The 16,548-nt window shown below is 69.9% G+C and carries 15 protein-coding genes, 1 tRNA gene and 1 pseudogene; 6 read left to right on the forward strand and 11 right to left on the reverse strand.

The window, feature by feature from the left end:
* Position 1 precedes the first annotated feature (1 nt).
* Positions 2-367 (forward strand): annotated as a pseudogene (locus tag H516_RS0100115) (transposase); the annotation flags it as partial.
* Positions 368-697: 330 nt separating this feature from the next.
* Here the strand turns inward: H516_RS0100115 and H516_RS0100125 are convergent.
* The 4 genes from H516_RS0100125 to H516_RS17415 are packed head-to-tail and all read right to left on the reverse strand — an operon-like array spanning position 698 to position 3,905.
* The gene (locus H516_RS0100125; protein WP_157432101.1) at positions 698-1,471 is read right to left on the reverse strand and encodes a DivIVA domain-containing protein; all 774 of its coding nucleotides are present in this window, start codon (positions 1,469-1,471) and stop codon (positions 698-700) included.
* Positions 1,468-2,676 carry a globin domain-containing protein gene (locus tag H516_RS17410; RefSeq protein WP_022887700.1) on the reverse strand — a complete coding sequence of 403 codons (1,209 nt, stop codon included), beginning with the start codon at positions 2,674-2,676 and terminating at the stop codon, positions 1,468-1,470. The genes H516_RS0100125 and H516_RS17410 overlap by 4 nt, the downstream gene beginning before the upstream one ends.
* Positions 2,677-2,680: 4 nt before the next feature.
* Positions 2,681-3,085: a group I truncated hemoglobin gene (locus H516_RS0100135; RefSeq protein WP_022887701.1), complete on the reverse strand. Its 405-nt coding sequence runs from the start codon at positions 3,083-3,085 to the stop codon at positions 2,681-2,683.
* Positions 3,086-3,125: 40 nt separating this feature from the next.
* A complete protein-coding gene (locus tag H516_RS17415; RefSeq protein WP_157432102.1) occupies positions 3,126-3,905 on the reverse strand; it encodes a hypothetical protein in 780 nt (259 codons plus the stop codon).
* A gap of 85 nt (positions 3,906-3,990) precedes the next feature.
* On the opposite strand from H516_RS17415, the gene H516_RS0100145 reads away from it, so the two are divergent.
* Entirely contained in the window at positions 3,991-5,748 is a 1,758-nt protein-coding gene (locus tag H516_RS0100145; protein WP_022887703.1) for a bifunctional 3'-5' exonuclease/DNA polymerase, read from the forward strand.
* Here the strand turns inward: H516_RS0100145 and H516_RS17420 are convergent.
* The gene (locus H516_RS17420) at positions 5,727-6,341 is read right to left on the reverse strand and encodes a PadR family transcriptional regulator (RefSeq protein WP_022887704.1); all 615 of its coding nucleotides are present in this window, start codon (positions 6,339-6,341) and stop codon (positions 5,727-5,729) included. The genes H516_RS0100145 and H516_RS17420 overlap by 22 nt on opposite strands.
* A gap of 214 nt (positions 6,342-6,555) precedes the next feature.
* On the opposite strand from H516_RS17420, the gene H516_RS0100155 reads away from it, so the two are divergent.
* A complete protein-coding gene (locus H516_RS0100155) occupies positions 6,556-7,077 on the forward strand; it encodes a DUF3145 domain-containing protein (protein WP_022887705.1) in 522 nt (173 codons plus the stop codon).
* A 140-nt stretch (positions 7,078-7,217) separates the two neighbouring features.
* Here H516_RS0100155 and H516_RS0100160 read toward each other — a convergent pair whose 3' ends face one another.
* The 6 genes from H516_RS0100160 to aceE all read right to left on the reverse strand — a co-directional run bounded on the left by H516_RS0100160 (position 7,218) and on the right by aceE (position 14,871).
* Entirely contained in the window at positions 7,218-8,453 is a 1,236-nt protein-coding gene (locus H516_RS0100160; protein ID WP_022887706.1) for a beta-ketoacyl-[acyl-carrier-protein] synthase family protein, read from the reverse strand.
* 80 nt (positions 8,454-8,533) lie between these two features.
* Positions 8,534-8,782: an acyl carrier protein gene (locus tag H516_RS0100165; RefSeq protein ID WP_026378239.1), complete on the reverse strand. Its 249-nt coding sequence runs from the start codon at positions 8,780-8,782 to the stop codon at positions 8,534-8,536.
* A 67-nt stretch (positions 8,783-8,849) separates the two neighbouring features.
* Positions 8,850-9,854, reverse strand: coding sequence for a beta-ketoacyl-ACP synthase III (locus H516_RS0100170; RefSeq protein ID WP_022887707.1), 1,005 nt, complete (start codon positions 9,852-9,854; stop codon positions 8,850-8,852).
* 24 nt (positions 9,855-9,878) lie between these two features.
* Entirely contained in the window at positions 9,879-10,799 is a 921-nt protein-coding gene (locus H516_RS0100175) for an ACP S-malonyltransferase (protein WP_026378240.1), read from the reverse strand.
* Between the two features lie 125 nt (positions 10,800-10,924).
* Complete coding sequence (locus tag H516_RS17425; protein ID WP_022887709.1) at positions 10,925-12,133, reverse strand: PucR family transcriptional regulator; 1,209 nt, start codon at positions 12,131-12,133, stop codon at positions 10,925-10,927.
* An 11-nt stretch (positions 12,134-12,144) separates the two neighbouring features.
* Positions 12,145-14,871 carry a pyruvate dehydrogenase (acetyl-transferring), homodimeric type gene (aceE, locus tag H516_RS0100185; RefSeq protein WP_022887710.1) on the reverse strand — a complete coding sequence of 909 codons (2,727 nt, stop codon included), beginning with the start codon at positions 14,869-14,871 and terminating at the stop codon, positions 12,145-12,147.
* A gap of 189 nt (positions 14,872-15,060) precedes the next feature.
* Here aceE and H516_RS0100190 point away from each other — a divergent pair, with 189 nt between their 5' ends.
* The 3 genes from H516_RS0100190 to H516_RS0100200 all read left to right on the forward strand — a co-directional run bounded on the left by H516_RS0100190 (position 15,061) and on the right by H516_RS0100200 (position 16,548).
* A complete protein-coding gene (locus H516_RS0100190; RefSeq protein WP_022887711.1) occupies positions 15,061-15,528 on the forward strand; it encodes a peroxiredoxin in 468 nt (155 codons plus the stop codon).
* Between the two features lie 66 nt (positions 15,529-15,594).
* Positions 15,595-15,667, forward strand: a tRNA-Val gene (locus tag H516_RS0100195).
* A gap of 62 nt (positions 15,668-15,729) precedes the next feature.
* Positions 15,730-16,548, forward strand: a complete 819-nt coding sequence (locus H516_RS0100200; protein WP_022887712.1) for a Nif3-like dinuclear metal center hexameric protein — start codon at positions 15,730-15,732, stop codon at positions 16,546-16,548.

Here is a 16,548-nt window from a genome sequence, read left to right on the forward strand (position 1 = left end):
CTCAGACCGCCTCCTGGAATACGTGACCGAGAAACTCCCGAAGGTCGCCGAGCACCTCGCTGACGCGCGGGAGGACGTCCTCGCGTTCACCGCGTACCCGAAAGACGTGTGGATGCAGATCTGGTTCAACAACCCCGCCGAACGGCTCAACAAGGAGATCCGCCGCCGCACCGACGCCGTCGGGATCTTCCCGAACCGCGACGCGATCATCCGCCTCGTCGGCGCGGTCCTGGCCGAGCAGACCGACGAATGGGCCGAAGGCCGCCGCTACCTCGGACTCGATGTCCTCGCTCGGTCACGCCTCAACCTCGTTCCCGACACCGGAAACGAGGTGACCGACCAACCCGTCCTCGAACTCAGCGCCTAACCAACACCAGCTCGAAGGATCACCGACCGCTACACCACGTCCAGGGGCTTGACCATCGGGCACCTGGTCGTCTCGATCATCGGCTCGTCGATCGCGCGGACGCGAGTCATGAACCCGCGGATCGCAATTCCGTTCATTTCGTCGATCTAGATACGCACACGGAGGGTGGGCAATTCCTCCAGCCGGTCGACTGTCCAAAGAAGTCGATTCACAGCCGCCGAAATTCAATGTGGATGTCACGGGGGCGCGCCTCGCCGGCGAAACCCCCGCAGTGGCCGGCCGGCGCCATCGGGCCACCGCCTGTTCGTTACGGGCGGTTGATCGTCGAGATCACGGCCGAATGTACGTTTGACGCTGCACGGTCGGTTCGGGCGGCACGGCCGGGAGCCAATCGGGTTCCTCGTCGGTCGCGTCGTCGTCGGCGACGACGGGGGGCGCGACCGGCTCGTCCGCCGACTGCGGCAGTGCGCCGAGCCGGTCGACCTGCTCGGCCAGCGCCTCGAGCACCGAGCGCAGTTGGACCTGGGCGACGCGCGCGTAGGTGCGCACGTACTCGATCTCCGGCATCGCCGCCTGCGGTGAGGCGACGGGGCCCGCGCCCGTGCTCCCGGCGGCAACGTGCGAATCCTCCGCCCGCGCGGCGCGTTCGAGCACGTCGCGGTACTCCTCACGGGCCGCGAGAACGAGATCGCGCGCATACTGCTCGGCATCTGCAACGGCCCGGTCGGCGATCGTCTGCGCCTGCGATAGCAGACCGACTGCGCCGAGGGTGACGTCTTCGTCGAGCTTCGCTTCGGCTGTGGCACTGAGTCGCGCAAGCTCTGCGCGCAGCTGGTCGCGTTCGCGGCGATCCTGTTCTGCGGCGGAGCGGACGGCGTCGATCGCCTCGTTCAGGCCGACGAGGAACGCGTCGACTTCGGCGCGGTCGTACCCGGCTCCGATATGCCGGACCGCGAACCTGGCCGGGTCGGTCTTGGGGAGGCCGGCGACGGCTGTCGCAAGATCGGACTGTTGCGTTACGGTCGGGGTCGGGATCGGGATCGGAGCCGTGGTCGGGCCGTGCACTGAATTGGACTGCGGCTCGTTCTCAAGATCGGGAGTCATCGGGCACTTCCCATTCGTTCGGCGGGCAGTGGGGACAGCTGCCCATCTTGGATTTCGTGAGGGCCTTCCAGCGGCGCCTCCTCGAGCGTCGCGAATTGCTCGAAGCGGAGATCGCCGGAGGCGACACCGGCAGCGCGGAGTCGTGCGAGCGAGTGCTTGACCATGGCCGGAGAGCCGCAGACCATCGCGAGGTCGCCAGCGCGGAAGTCGTCTTCCGCCGCCGCGTCGCCGACCAGCCCCTTGCGGCCCGGGTAGCTCGGGTCATCGGAGACGACGGGCGTGTAGGTGAACCAGGGTCGACCCGCGAGGCTCTGCAGCAGGCGCTGTTCGTAGAGATTCCACGGCACGCGCGCGCCGTGGAACAGGCGCACGCGAGGAGCATCCCCGGTCTCCTGCCACTGCACGTCGATCCGCTCGAGGTGTGCGCGGAGGGGAGCGAAGCCGGTGCCGCCTGCGACCAGCAGGAGGTCTCGGTGGTGCTCATCGGCGCCGAGAGTCAGTTCGTGCCCGACCGGTGCGCCGAGGCGCAGCACATCGCCGACCTTGAGTTTTCGGACGATCGCGCTCGACACTTGACCGCCCGGCACGAGCTGCACGTGGAACTCGAGCGTCCCGTCGGGCCGCGGCGCGTTCGCGATGCTGAGGTAGCGCCAGAGGCGGGGCGCCTGCGGCGTTTCGACCGCCACCGATTGACCGGGTTCGAAGACCAGCTCGGGTTCGGGGCGAACGTGCACGATCGCCACCTCCATGTTTCGGCGTTCGATCGCCGTGACATGGCCCTCCCAGGAGGCCGGACTGACCTGTTCCGACTCCTCGGCGGCCTGCACCATGACGGTGGCGATCACACCGTACGCGGCGGCCCAGTCGGACGCGAGCTCCGGGGTCCACTGATCACCGAGGAAGTGCTTCAGCGTCGTCAGCAGCGAGAGGCCCACGGCGTCGTAGTGCTCCGCGATCACCTGGAACCGCCGGTGATCCCTGCCGAGTTGCTGGATGAACGCGGTCACCTCATCGAGCTGGTCGACGTTCGAGACGATGCGACCCAGCGCGCCGACGAGTCGGTCGCGCTGGGTCGCCATCGACACCGGGAACATCGCCCGCAGCTCAGGGTGCGTGTAGAAGAGGTGCGAGTAGAAGAAGAGCGGCACCTCGTCGCCGAGCGTCTCCGCCGACGACCACGTGCGCTTCAGAGCCGCGGTGTCCAAGCGATCACTCGTGCGTCGAAGCGGCCTCGACGATGTCGGGCTGGGTGGCGGCGACCGCCGCCACCGTCCGATCGATGATCTCGGCAGGCACGCCCGCACCGGTCAGCGCGGCCACGAGGTGACCGGCGACGGCCGCGAAGTCGTCGGCCGAGATGCCCATGCCGGCGTGCGCCTTGCGCAGATCGCGCCCCTCGTAGACGACGGGGCCGCCCATGACGGTCGAGACGAGTGCGACCTGGTGTCGCTTGAGACGGACGAGTTCGATGCCGTCGAAGTAGTGCGCGAGTCGATCGTCGCCGAGCACCAACTCGTAGAAGCGGTCGACCACGGCGCTGATCGCCGGGGCGCCTCCCACCGCCGCGTAGTCGCTCTGTGCTTCCGATTCGGTCTGAAGTGTGGGGGAACTCATCGTTGGGTCCAATCGTTTCGTCGGGAGGGGCGATCCATTCCTAGCAGACGGAGTCGTCGTGGAACAAAGCCGGATCGACGATCGGGAGCACGATCGCGTCGACGGAAGCGTCGCCGCGAATGCGTCGCATCATCGCGATCACCTCGTCGGCGACCTCGCTCGTGAGGCGCGAGCAGACGACGCTCGTCGGACCGAGCGGACCGAGCCCGCCAGCGCGAACACGGATGACTCGCCACCCGACCTCGCCGAGCGCCTCGTCCTTCTCGAGGTCGGAGGCCTCTTTCAGCCAGACGTGCGCCCGGCGCGAGCGGCCCGGGTCGTCGTACTCGATCGCGATGCGGAGCTGCGGCACGATGATGTCGGGCCAGACCTCAGTTCGGCCGAAGAAGGCGCGGGCCACCCGAACGGCGTTGACACGGTGGTGGAGCCGGATGCGCTCTCCGAGCAGCATCCGCAGCTTCTGCTCGGTCATCGAGGTGCGGGTGCGCAGACCCGGGTTCATGAAGGCGACGCCGGCATCTCGGAGTGCCGCGGGCGCGTGGGCGTTGGCCCGGCACTTCCCGCAGCCGGTGCCCGTGAGCTGCTCGGCGACGGTCGCCCGGTACCGATCATGCCCGCGGTCGCATCGCCACTCGTACTCGGCGCCGATGCGCGTCTCCATCATGAGTCGGGTGCGCTGGGGTGGGGATGCTCGACGAAGGAGCTCGCCCCGCGAGCGCTGGGTCTCGGCGATGAGCATGCAGAGGGGGCAGGATCGGCCGATGAGGTGCGCCTCGTCGTCCTGGGCCCCGTGACCGCAACGGAATCTCACGGCGACCACATCGAGCTCCCATCGTTCGTCATGACCACGAGTCTCGTCCACGCCTCCGACAACCGATGTCGGCGGCGACCTCGAGAATGGAGCCGTGCGGATCGCTGTCGGAGCGGACGAGGGCGACCGGGTCGCCCTCGTCGACCTCGACGACCCCGGCGCGAGCGCCGAGGTGATCGGGCTGGCCGAGCTGCCGTCTCGCGCTGCGGCACTGGAGGCGGCCGGGCCCCGGTGGGTGTGGAGCGACACCCGACACTGGTATCCGATCCTGCTCCGCGCCGGGCTGCGCGTCGAGCGCTGCCATGACCTATTGCTCTGCGGGGCCATCCTCGAGGGCTCGGCAGATGCGCGCGAGCCCCGCGAGAGCGAGCGAGAACGGCCCGGATGGCTCGCCGCCGCCCCGACCCTCTCAGGGAGCACGATCGGCACGGCGTCATCGCCGCACGCAGGCGGGCCGACGGCACTCTTCGACCTCGGTGGCGGGCTCGGCCGTGGAGCCGCCGCGGACGCCGACCCTTCGGCCGTCCCACTCGATGGTATCGTCGCGGAGTATCGGCGGCAGGAGCGCCTGACCGCCGGGAGCGCGAGGCCTCGCGCGATGCGCCTGCTCCTCGCCGCCGAGTCGGCCGGTGCACTCATCGGTGCCGAGATGCGGGCCGCGGGTCTTCCGTGGAGCCGAGACGTGCATGAGCGGATCCTCGAGGCCGAACTCGGCCCGAGACCGAAACCGGGGTGGAAGCCCGAGCGCATGGCGGTGCTCGCGACCGAGGTCCGCAGCGCACTCGGGCAGACCTCGGTGAACCTCGACTCGCAGGCCGAGTTGCTCCGCGCCCTTCGAAACGCGGGTATTCAAGTCGACTCCACCGCGAAATGGGAGCTTCACGAGCACGACCATCCCGCCATCGCCCCGTTGCTCGCCTACAAGCGCTCGGCGCGTCTCCTGAGCGCCAACGGCTGGGCCTGGCTCGACGAGTGGATCGCCGACGGCCGGTTCCGTCCCGACTACGTCCCGGGCGGCACGGCCACGGGGCGCTGGGCGACCTCGGGCGGGGGAGCGTTGCAGCTACCGAAGATCGTCCGCGCCGCAGTGGTGGCCGATCCGGGCTGGTCGCTGGTCGTCGCCGACGCAGCGCAGCTCGAGCCCCGGGTGCTCGCCGCGCTCGCCCACGACGAGGCGATGGCGACCGCTGCGCGCGGCCGCGACATCTACCGGGGAATCGTCGACGACGGCGTGGTCGAGACGCGCGACCAGGCGAAGGTCGCGATCCTCGGGGCGATGTACGGCGCCACGACGGGTGACAGCGGGCGGCTCGTGCCGCGGCTCGCCCGCGCCTACCCGCGAGCGATGGCGCTCGTCGATCGGGCGGCCGCGACGGGGGAGCGCGGTGCACAGGTCACCACCAACCTCGGCCGGTCCTCACCCTTCCCTCCCGCGTCGTGGCACGCGGCGCAGGCCCGCGCGAGCGAGCCCGACGCGACGCCGTCCGACGAGCGTCGTGCCCGCAGCGTCGCGCGCGACTGGGGCAGGTTCACCCGCAACTTCGTCGTGCAGGGCAGCGCTGCCGAGTGGGCGCTCTGCTGGATGGCCGCGCTGCGCACCCGCCTCGCCCGCGTTCCGCCGACGACACCGGCCGCCGAGCGATCCGGGCCGGTCTTCAGCGCCGCGCCGCATCTCGTCTACTACCTGCACGACGAGATCATCGTGCACACCCCGAACGAGTACGCCGAGGCGGTCGCCGTCGCCGTACGCGAGAGCGCCGAGGGCGCAGGCCGACTGCTCTTCGGCGACTTCCCGGTCGACTTCCCGCTCGACCTCGCGATCGTTGACAGCTACGCGATGGCCGACGGCTGAGTGGTCGGATCCTCGGGCGCCGCCGCAGGACGCCTGCCCCGGCGTGGGCGTTCGAGGGTCGGGGCGAACGCGAGCGAGTCACCCGGTGCCGCGCCGAGCACTCCGGCCTCGAGCCAGCCGATCGCGGCACGGGCACGTGCGGCGTCGGCCGCCGCTGCGAGCCGGGCGAGTTCGGCGGGGGTGCCGGGGTCGCCGCCGGCCGCGTGCGCTTCCGACTCCGCAAGTCGCGCCCTCCACCGCTCGCGCTCCGCCGTGACGATCGGGCGTTCGTCGATCTCGGGCAGCGAGGCTGCGATCAGCACACGGTCGACCGTCTCGTCCCAAGGATCTGCGCCCGAAGCATCCGCGCCATCGAGCCAGGCGCGTGCGACGCGTGCGCCCGCCTCGGTGAGGCGATGCAGGGGCAGCCCGTCGGCCGTGGCGCCGGCCGATTCGATGAGGCCGGCCTTCGAGGCGCGTTCGAGCGTCGCGTAGCTCTGCCCGACGTTGACGCGGCGCCGGCCACCCGTTCTCGTCGCGAGGGCGCCGTGGAGTTGGAAGCCATACGCCGGCGCGGCGAGCAGGATGGCGAGGAGGGCTTCCCTGACGGCCATCGGGTCTCCTCTCGAACGTTCGAATACCTCACCGAGCATAGTGTTCGCGGCGCACGAGACGTCGCAGCGCACCGGATCGGCGCGCAACCTTGTGAACCGCCCTGATCCGGGGCATAATCGGCGATGCGGCGCTTGTCGCACACAATCGAACATCCGGCCACCCGCCGTTCCGAGGTCGTAGGGGAAGACGCACCTCAGCAGAACGGAGAAGGAGATGGCAGAGACGGTCGTGCGGGCCGCACGCACCGCGCGTGGCGTGCTGTTCGTGCACTCCTCGTCGCGGGCGCTCTGTCCGCATGTCGAGTGGGCCGCGGGGCGTGCGCTCGGCGTACCCGTGAACTTCGATTGGCAGGAGCAACCCGTGCTTCGCGGCGCCATGCGCGCCGAGTTCTTCTGGGAGGGCGAACCCGGCACCGGCGCCAAGATCGCCTCGGCGCTGCGCGGCTGGGAGCAGCTGCGATTCGAGGTGAGCGAGGACCCGACGCCCGGCAACGACGGCGCGAGGTGGATGCACACGCCCGAACTCGGCGTCTTCTTCGCGCAGACCGATGCGGCGGGCAACACCGTGATCCCTGAGGATCGCATCCGCTATGCCCTCGAGGTCGGCGGGCTCGACGCGCTCGAGGTGCACCGAGAACTGCGGCTCGCACTCGGCCAGGCGTGGGATGACGAACTCGAGCCGTTCCGGCATGCGAGCGACTTCGCCCCTGTCGTCTGGCTGCACCAGGTGGGGTGAGGAACCGAGGGCCCGCTGCGGCGCGACGCGGAGGTCGGATGGACCAGTCCCCGGCGGCCGTACGAGTGAAGCAGCCGGCCCGACGACGACGAAGGTCCCGGTGCGAGACGCACCGGGACCTTCGCCACGCGTAGCCGGCGTCAGACCGAACGGAACCCGACGACCGCGTTGTGCCCGCCGAACCCGAACGAGTTCGAGATCGCGACGAGCTCGCCGTCGGCGAGCGTGCGCGGCTCGCGCACCACGTCGAGCGGGATCTCCGGGTCGAGCTCGGTGACGTTGATCGTCGGGGGAGCGGTGCGCTCGTGCAGCGCGAGCACCGTGAACATCGCCTCGATCGCCCCTGCGCCGCCGAGAAGGTGCCCGGTCGAGGCCTTCGTCGCGCTGATCGCGATGCGGTCGAGGTGTTCGCCGAAGACCGCGCGGAGGGCCGTGTACTCGGCGATGTCACCGACCGGGGTGCTCGTCGCGTGCACGTTGACGTGGGCGACATCACCCGGAGTGAGACCGGCTGACGCGAGGGTCGCTCGCATCGCTCGCGAGGCGCCGAGACCCGAAGGATCGGGTGCGGTGATGTGGTAAGCGTCGCTCGTGACGGCGCCGCCGAGCAGCTCGGCGTAGATGCGAGCGCCGCGCGCCTTGGCGTGCTCCTCGGTTTCGACGACGAGCGCAGCGGCGCCCTCGCCCATCACGAAGCCGTCGCGGCTGACATCGTACGGACGCGAGGCGGTCGCCGGGTCGTCGTTGCGCTTCGAGAGCGCCTGCATCGACGCGAACGAGGCGATGGTGATCGGGTGGATCGCCGCCTCGGAGCCGCCGGCGATGACGACGTCGGCCTCGCCCGCCTGCAACTGGTTGTAGGCGTTGACCAACGATTCGGTGCTCGATGCGCACGCCGAGACGACGGTGCGGATGCCGGCGCGAGCGTGCAGGTCCATGCCGACCGCCGCGCCGGGGCCGTTCGGCATGAGCATCGGCACGGTCATGGGCAGCACGCGACGGGGGCCGCGCTCACGCAGCGTGTCCCATGCGTCGAGCAGCGTCCAGACGCCGCCGATGCCGGTCGCCCAGTCGACGGCGAGCCGCTCGGGCTCGACCTCAGGGGCACCTGCGTCGGCCCAGGCCTCACGGCCGGCGATGAGGGCGAACTGGCTCGAGGGATCGAGACGCTTCATCTCGTGACGCTCGAGCACCTCGGAGGCGGGGACCTTGGCGGTCGCCGCGAAGGTCACGGGCAGTTCGAGCTCGGCAACCCAGTCGTGCTCCAGGGCACGGGCGCCGGATTCGCCGGCGAGCAGCGCGTTCCAGCTGTCACGAGCGGTGCCGCCGATGGGCGAGGTCGCACCGATACCCGTGATGACGATCTTTTTGGTCATGACGAAAACACTCCGGGGAGGAAGGCGAAGGAAACGGATCGAGCGGGCCGGGCGAAGCCGCGGCCCGCTCGTCGCGGCGACTAGGCCTGGGCCTTGACGATGAAGCTGACGGCGTCACCGACGGTCTTGAGGTTCTTGACCTCTTCGTCGGGGATCTTCACGTCGAACTTCTCTTCGGCGTTGACGACGATGGTCATCATCGAGATCGAGTCGATGTCGAGGTCGTCGGTGAACGACTTGTCCAGCTCAACCGTGTCGGTTGCGATGCCGGTCTCGTCGTTGATGAGCTCGGCCAGGCCGGCAAGCACTTCTTCGGTGGACAATGCCATGGTTCTTCTCCTTGAGGGGTGTCTCGTTTTGACCGAGAGACAGTCTAGATGGACAGGGGTCGGCGGTTCAGGGGAGAACCACCACTTGGGCGCCGAACACGAGGCCCGCGCCGAAGCCGATCTGGAGGGCGAGGCCCCCGGAAAGTTCAGGATGCTCTTCGAGCAGACGGTGCGTCGCGAGCGGGATCGATGCCGCCGAGGTGTTGCCGGTCGTCGCGATGTCACGGGCGATGACGACGGAATCGGGCAGCTTCAACTGCTTCGCGAACTCGTCGATGATGCGCATGTTCGCCTGATGGGGGATGAAGGCGGCGAGGTCGGCGCCCGTGACGCCGGCGGCATCCAGTGCCTGCTTCGCGACCTTCGCCATGTCCCAGACGGCCCAGCGGAAGACTGTCTGGCCCTCCTGGCGCAGGGTCGGCCACTCGGCGGTGCCGTCACGGAACTCGACGAGCGTGCCGTTCATGCCGACCGCAGCCGCCTTCGAACCGTCGGAGCCCCACACCGTTCGGGCGATCCCGGGCGTGTCGCTCGGGCCGATGACCGCCGCGCCGGCGCCGTCGCCGAGCAGGAACGAGATGCTCCGATCGGTCGGGTCGACGACGTCCGAGAGCTTCTCGGCGCCGATCACGAGGGCGTAGTGCGCACCGCCGGTGCGGATCAGGGCGTCGGCCTGGGCGACCGCGTAGGCGTAACCCGCGCACGCGGCGTTGCTGTCGTAGGCCGCTGCGGGATTCGCGCCCACCCGGTCGGCGACGACCGCGGCCATCGACGGGGTCTGCTGCACGTTCGAGATCGTCGCGACGATGACGAGGTCGATGAGCTCGGGCGCGACGCCCGAGCGCTCGATCGCCTCCTTCGCGGCCTCGGTCGCGAGATCGAGTGCCGACACCTCGGCCCCGGCACGGGCGCGGGTGATGATGCCGGTGCGCTGCTGGATCCACTCGTCGGAGGAGTTGATCGGCCCGATGAGCTCTTCGTTCGGCACCGCGTTCTCGCCACGGGCTGCGCCGAGGGCGTAGATGCGGGTGTACGCGGGTCCGTGCGACTGCTGGAGCGTTGGTCTCGTCATGCTCGGCTTTCTCGTGATGAGGGGTCAGGCGGCCTGATCGATGAGCTCGATCGCGGCGGCGAGGTCGTCGGGAGTCTTCACGGCGACGGTGGGCACGCCCTTGAGGGCGCGCTTCGCGAGCCCGACGAGCGCTCCGGCCGGCACGAGCTCGATGATGCCGGTCACCCCGGCCGCGGCGAAGGACTCCATGCAGCGATCCCAACGGACGGGCGAGGAGACCTGTCCGACGAGCAGTTCGAGGAAGGTCGCACCGGATGTCACGCGGCCGCCGTCGCGGTTGGTCCACAGCGGCAGACCGGGGTCGGCGGGCGCGAGCGTCGCGGCGCGCTGCGCGAGACGCTCGACCGCGGGCTGCATGTAGTGGGTGTGGAAGGCGCCGGCGACTTGCAGCGGGATGACCCGAGCCCCGGCCGGCGGCTCGGCCCGCAGCTCATCGAGCGCATCGAGTGCGCCCGCGACGACGATCTGGCCGCCGCCGTTGAAGTTCGCCGGCTCGAGCCCGAGCTCGGCGAGGCGCGCGAGAAGTTCTGCCTCGTCGGCCCCGATGACGGCGCTCATGCCGGTCGCGACCTGCGCCGCGGCATCCGCCATGGAGCGCCCGCGTTCGGCGACGAAGCCGATCGCGTCGGCGTCGCTGAGCACCCCCGCGCCGGCCGCGGCGGTGATCTCGCCGACCGAGTGGCCCGCGATACCGCCGATGCGCGCAGCGCGACCGTCGGCGAGCAGGCTGCCGAGCGTGAGCAGACCGGCCGCGACGATGAGCGGCTGGGCGACCGAGGTGTCGCGGATCGTGTCGGCGTCGCTGACGGTGCCGTGCGCGGCCAGATCGAGGCCCGCGGCGGTGGAGAAGCCGTCGAGGCGCTCGGCGTAGCCGGGCACGTCGAGCCAGGGGGCGAGGAATCCGGGGGTCTGAGAGCCCTGTCCAGGGCAGACGACGACGATCACCACCCCAGTCTGCCAATCACCGGCGCCCGAGTGGTGTGCACACGCTACAAGCTCTTCGCGAAACCCTTGTGTCGACGGCACAGCGTGACGTCGAGACGCGCGTGAACGCTCCGTCGGCGCCGTGATCAGGGCCGACGCGGGGCGCCGTGCTCGTGATCGCTCATCGAACCGATGATGAGCGCCGACTGGAGGATGAGTGCCTCGCGGGCGCCCGTGGCATCCCACCCGATCACATCGGAGACGCGCTTCAGGCGGTACCTCACGGTGTTCGGGTGCACGAACAGCTCGCGCGCCGTCGCCTCGAGTGATCGACCGTTGTCGAGATAGCTCCACAACGTCGTGAGCAGTTCGGTCGAGTGCGCCCGCAGCGGGCGGTAGATGCGGTGCACGAGAGTCGCCCGTGCGAGAGGGTCGCCGGCGAGTGCCCGCTCGGGGAGCAGGTCGTCGGCGTGAACCGGCCGCGGCGCGTTGCGCCACGATCGTGCGACGGCGAAGCCCGCCAGGGCCGCCTTGGCGCTCTTCGACGCATCGACGAGGTTCGGCACCGCGTGCCCAAGAACGAGATGTCCCTGGCCGAAATGCGGTTCGAGCTGCGCGGCGATCTCCATGAACGTCAGGGCCGGTGCGGTGCCGATCGACTCCTCGGTCTCGCGGGCGAGCGGGTCGGCCCGGCCGATCACCAGCACGAGGCGATTGCCCTGCACGCCGATGAGGACATCTGCGTGCATGTGGCGTGCCGCGCGTCGCACGTGGTCGACGTCGAGCTGCTTCGGCGCGGTGCCGACGAGCACGGCGACCTCGCCGTGCCCGTGCCAGCCGAGGGCGGCGATGCGGCTCGGCAACTCGTCGTCGGCCTCGCCCGAGAGGATCGAGTCGACGACGAGCGCCTCGAGCCGCGCGTCCCAGAGGCCGCGCGCCTCGGCGGCACGCGCGTAGACGTCGGCCGCGGCGAAGGCGATCTCGCGCGAGTAGAGCAGTATCGCCTCGCGGAGCGGTTCGCCGCCGTCCTTCACGCGGTCTTCGACGACCTCGACCGTCACCCTGATGAGCTGCAGCGTCTGCTGGAGGCTCACCGACCGCAGCAGCTCACGAGGAGCCGCGCCGAACACGTCGGCGGCGATCCAGGGCGTCGATCGAGGGTCGTCGAACCACGCGATGAACGAGGAGATGCCTGCCTGGGCGACGAGACCGACCGCGGAGCGGCGGCTCGGAGGCATGTCGCCGTACCACGGCAACGTGTCTTCGAGTCGCTTGAGCGTCGCGGTCGCGAGTTCGCCCGCGATGGTCCGTAACCACGCGAGCGTCTCCGCCTTCGTCTTCGGTTTCGTCGCCACCTCGTCGCCCGCTAGCTCTCGCCGCCGGCCGAGCCGGTCGTGCCGGCGTTCACCTCGTGCAGACGGTACTTCTCGATCGCCTGCGCGGGCAGCGCCCGGTCGACCTCGCCGCGCTCGGCGAGGAGCTCGAGGGTGCGGACCACCACCGAGGGGCCGTCGATCTTGAAGAAGCGGCGCGCCGCCGGACGCGTGTCGGAGAATCCGAAGTCGTCGGCGCCGAGCGTCGCGTACTGGCCGGGCACGTAGGCGCGCACCTGGTCGGGCACCGCGTGCATGTAGTCGGAGACGGCGACGAACGGGCCGCGGGCGCCCGCGAGCTTCTGCGTCAGGTAAGAGACGCGACGCTCGGCATCGGGATTCAGGAAGTTGTGCTCCTCGGCGGCGAGGCCGTCGCGGCGCAGCTCCGACCAGCTCGTGACCGACCACACGTCGGCCGACACGCCCCAGTCGTCCGCGAGGAGCTGCTGCGCCTCGACGATCCACGGCACGGCGACGCCGGAGGCGAGGAGCTGGGCCTTCGGCCCGGCGGCCGTCGACTCCGAGAGGCGGTGGATGCCGCGGAGGAGACCCTCGACATCGACCCCCTCGGGCTCGGCGGGCTGCACGATCGGCTCGTTGTACACCGTGAGGTAGTACATGACGTTCGGGTCGGCGTGGTTTCCGCCGTACATCCGCTCGAGGCCGGCGCGCATGATGTGCCCGATCTCGTAGCCGTAGGCGGGGTCGTACGACACGACCGCGGGGTTGGTCGACGCGAGCAGCGGCGAGTGGCCGTCGGCGTGCTGGAGGCCCTCGCCCGTGAGGGTGGTGCGGCCCGCCGTGGCGCCGATGATGAAGCCGCGTGCCATCTGGTCGCCTGCCGCCCACATCGCGTCGCCCGTGCGCTGGAACCCGAACATCGAATAGAAGACGTACACCGGGATCAGCGGCTCGCCCTGCGTCGCGTACGAGGTGCCGACGTTCGTGAACGCCGCGAAGGCGCCGGCCTCGTTGATGCCCACGTGGATGATCTGCCCCTGCGGGCTCTCTTTGTAGGCGAGCAGCAGTTCGCGGTCGACCGAGGTGTAGTGCTGGCCGTTCGGGTTGTAGATCTTCGCGGTCGGGAAGAACGCGTCGATGCCGAAGGTGCGCGCTTCGTCGGGAATGATCGGCACGATGCGGTGGCCGAAGTCCTTCGAACGGATCAGGTCCTTCAGGAGGCGCACGAAGGCCATCGTGGTCGCGATCTCCTGCGTGCCCGAGCCCTTCTTCGCGATCGCGTAGACCGAGTCGTCGGGCAGGTTCAGGGCCACATGCGTCGAGCGGCGCTCGGGCGTGTAGCCGCCGAGCTCGCGACGCCGCTCCTGCAGGTACTGGATCGCCTCGTCGCCCTGACCGGGGTGGTAGTACGGCGGCAGGTAGGGGTTCTCCTCGAGCTGCGCGTCGGAGATCGGGATGCGCATCTCGTCGCGGAAGGTCTTGAGGTTGTCGAGCGTCATCTTCTTCATCTGGTGCGTCGCATTGCGCCCCTCGAAGGACTTGCCGAGGCCGTACCCCTTGATGGTCTTCGCCAGGATGACCGTGGGCTGGCCCTTGTGCTCGGTGGCCGCCTTGAACGCCGCGTAGATCTTGCGGTAGTCGTGGCCGCCGCGCTTGAGGCCCCAGACCTCGTCGTCGCTGAGGTGCGAGACGAGCTCGAGGGCGCGCGGGTCGCGACCGAAGAAGTTCTCGCGCACGTACGCGCCAGACTCGGTCTTGTACGTCTGGTAGTCGCCGTCGGGTGTGACGTTCATCAGGTTGCGGAGCGCGCCGTCGTGGTCGCGCGCGAGCAGGTCGTCCCATTCGCGGCCCCACACGACCTTGATGACGTTCCAGCCGGCACCGCGGAAGAAGCTCTCGAGCTCCTGGATGATCTTGCCGTTGCCGCGGACCGGGCCGTCGAGGCGCTGCAGATTGCAGTTGATGACGAAGTTCAGGTTGTCGAGACCCTCGTTCGCGGCGACCTGGAGCTGGCCGCGGCTCTCGACCTCGTCCATCTCGCCGTCCCCGAGGAACGCCCAGACCTGCTGGTCCGAGGCATCCTTGATGCCGCGGTTGGTGAGGTACTTGTTGAGCTGGGCCTGGTAGATCGCATTGATCGGGCCGAGGCCCATCGACACGGTCGGGAACTGCCAGAACTCGGGCATCAGACGCGGGTGCGGGTAGCTCGAGAGGCCGTGCGGCGCACGAGACTTCTCCTGGCGGAAGCCGTCGAGGTCGTTGCCGTCGAGACGCCCCTCGAGGAAGGCGCGGGCGTACATGCCGGGGGAGGCATGGCCCTGGAAGAAGATCTGGTCGCCGCCGCCGGGGTGATCCTGGCCGCGGAAGAAGTGGTTCAGTCCGACCTCGTAGAGCGACGCCGCGCCGGCATAGGTCGAGATGTGGCCGCCGACGGAGATGCCGGGGCGCTGCGCGCGGTGCACGAGGATGGCGGCGTTCCAGCGAAGCCAGGCGCGGTAGCGGCGCTCGATATCTTCGTTGCCAGGGAACGCGGGCTCGTTCTCGGGCGCGATCGTGTTCAGGTAGTCGGTCGTCGGCACCATCGGCACGCCGAGGTGGAGCTCCTTCGAACGCTTCAGCAGGCTGAGCATGATCTCACGCCCGCGCTGGTGGCCCTTCTCGGCGACGAGCGCATCGAGGGATTCGGCCCACTCGCTCGTCTCCTCGGGATCGGCGTCCATCGCCTCGACGGAGTACGGATCCTGGTCGTTGACAGTCACACTCGACCTTTCTCTACGGCTGATCTGCCGCGCGCGGGGTGCTGCGCGCACGACGAACGGCCGGGTTTCGACCGATCACACTTCGCCATACTAGTGACATTCACACAACGTTTCGGCCCACTCGACTGTGACTACACTCAGTGTTCCGACAAGAGTCCGCTGCATGAGCGCAACGAGAGAAGAGCACGGATGCCGCTGCCCATCGGGAGCCTCGCCCCCGACCTCGAACTCGCCGACCAGCACGGCCGCACGGTGGCTCTCGCGGCGCTCCGCGCCGAGAAGGCGGTCGTGCTCGTCTTCTTCCCGCTGGCCTTCTCGCGCACCTGCCAAGGCGAGCTGTGCGCGTTGCGCGACGAGATCTCGCTGTTCGAGGATGCCGGCGTGCACCTCGTCGGCATCTCGGTCGACTCGAAGTTCGCGCTGCGCGCCTGGGCGGAGGACCAGGGATACGGTTTCGCGCTGCTCGCCGACTTCTGGCCCCACGGCGCGGTCGCCAGGGCGTACGACGTGTTCATCGAGGAACGCGGCCACGCGGCTCGTGCGAGCTTCGTGATCGACCAGGGTGGCGTGATCCGCGCGGCGTTCGCGACGCCGCCCGGTGAGCCGCGCTCGATCGAGCAGTACCGCGAGGCACTCACCGCGTTGCGGCCGGGCTGAGCGGGCCGGCGGTGCCCGTCGGGTGCCGCCCCCGCGATAGCATTGCGGATGCGTCGCACACGCGACGGGCCTTTAGCTCAGTTGGTAGAGCGCCACGTTTACACCGTGGATGTCGTCGGTTCGAGCCCGGCAGGGCCCACGTCGTCGGTTCCGTCGTTCATTCGTCGAGTCGGCGGAAGGGCCCGACGCTAGGCTGGACGGGTGCCCCAGCAACTCGCCGATGTCCTCGCCGTCACCGAACGACTCTGGCCGGCCTCGGGCACCGAGCCGTGGGATGCCTCGGGGCTCGTCTCCGGGGCGCTCGATTCTCCCGTCCACCGCATCCTGCTCGCCGTCGACGCCGTCGCCGCGACGGTCGACGAGGCCGTCGAGCAGGGCGCCGATCTCCTGATCGCGCACCACCCGCTGCTCCTCCGCGGCGTCACGAGCATCGCCGAAGACCGTTACAAGGGTGCGCTGCTCGCGAAGCTCATCCGTGGCGGCAGTGCGCTGCTCTCCGCGCACACGAACGCGGACGTCGTCGCGACCGGCACCTCCGCGGTCCTCGCCGAGCGGCTCGGACTCGTCGCGCCGCGGCCGATCGAGGCATCCGACGACGGTGCCACCGGCATCGGCCGGGTGGGCCGGCTCGCCGAGCCGACCACCCTGGGCCGGCTCGTCCGCCACCTCGCCGAGGTGCTGCCGCCGACCGCGACGGGGGTGCGCGTCGCCGGCGGCTTCGACGATCCGGTCGAGACCGTCGCCGTGTGCGGCGGCGCCGGCGACTCGCTCCTCGGCCACCCGCTCGTCCGTGCCGCCGACGTCTACGTCACCGCCGACCTCCGGCACCACCCCGCCTCCGAAGCGCGCGAACAGGCACTGCTCGGCGGCGGCCCCGCGCTCGTCGACGTCTCGCACTGGGCGAGCGAATGGCTCTGGCTCGACACCGCCGCCGCCGAGCTGCGCGCGGCGCTGCCCGGTGTCGAGGTCGCCGTCAGCGAGATCCGCACCGACCCCTGGGATTTCCAGGTCGTGCAATGA

The organism is Agromyces italicus DSM 16388 (assembly GCF_000421545.1).
GTDB classification, from domain to species: Bacteria; Actinomycetota; Actinomycetes; order Actinomycetales; family Microbacteriaceae; genus Agromyces; species Agromyces italicus.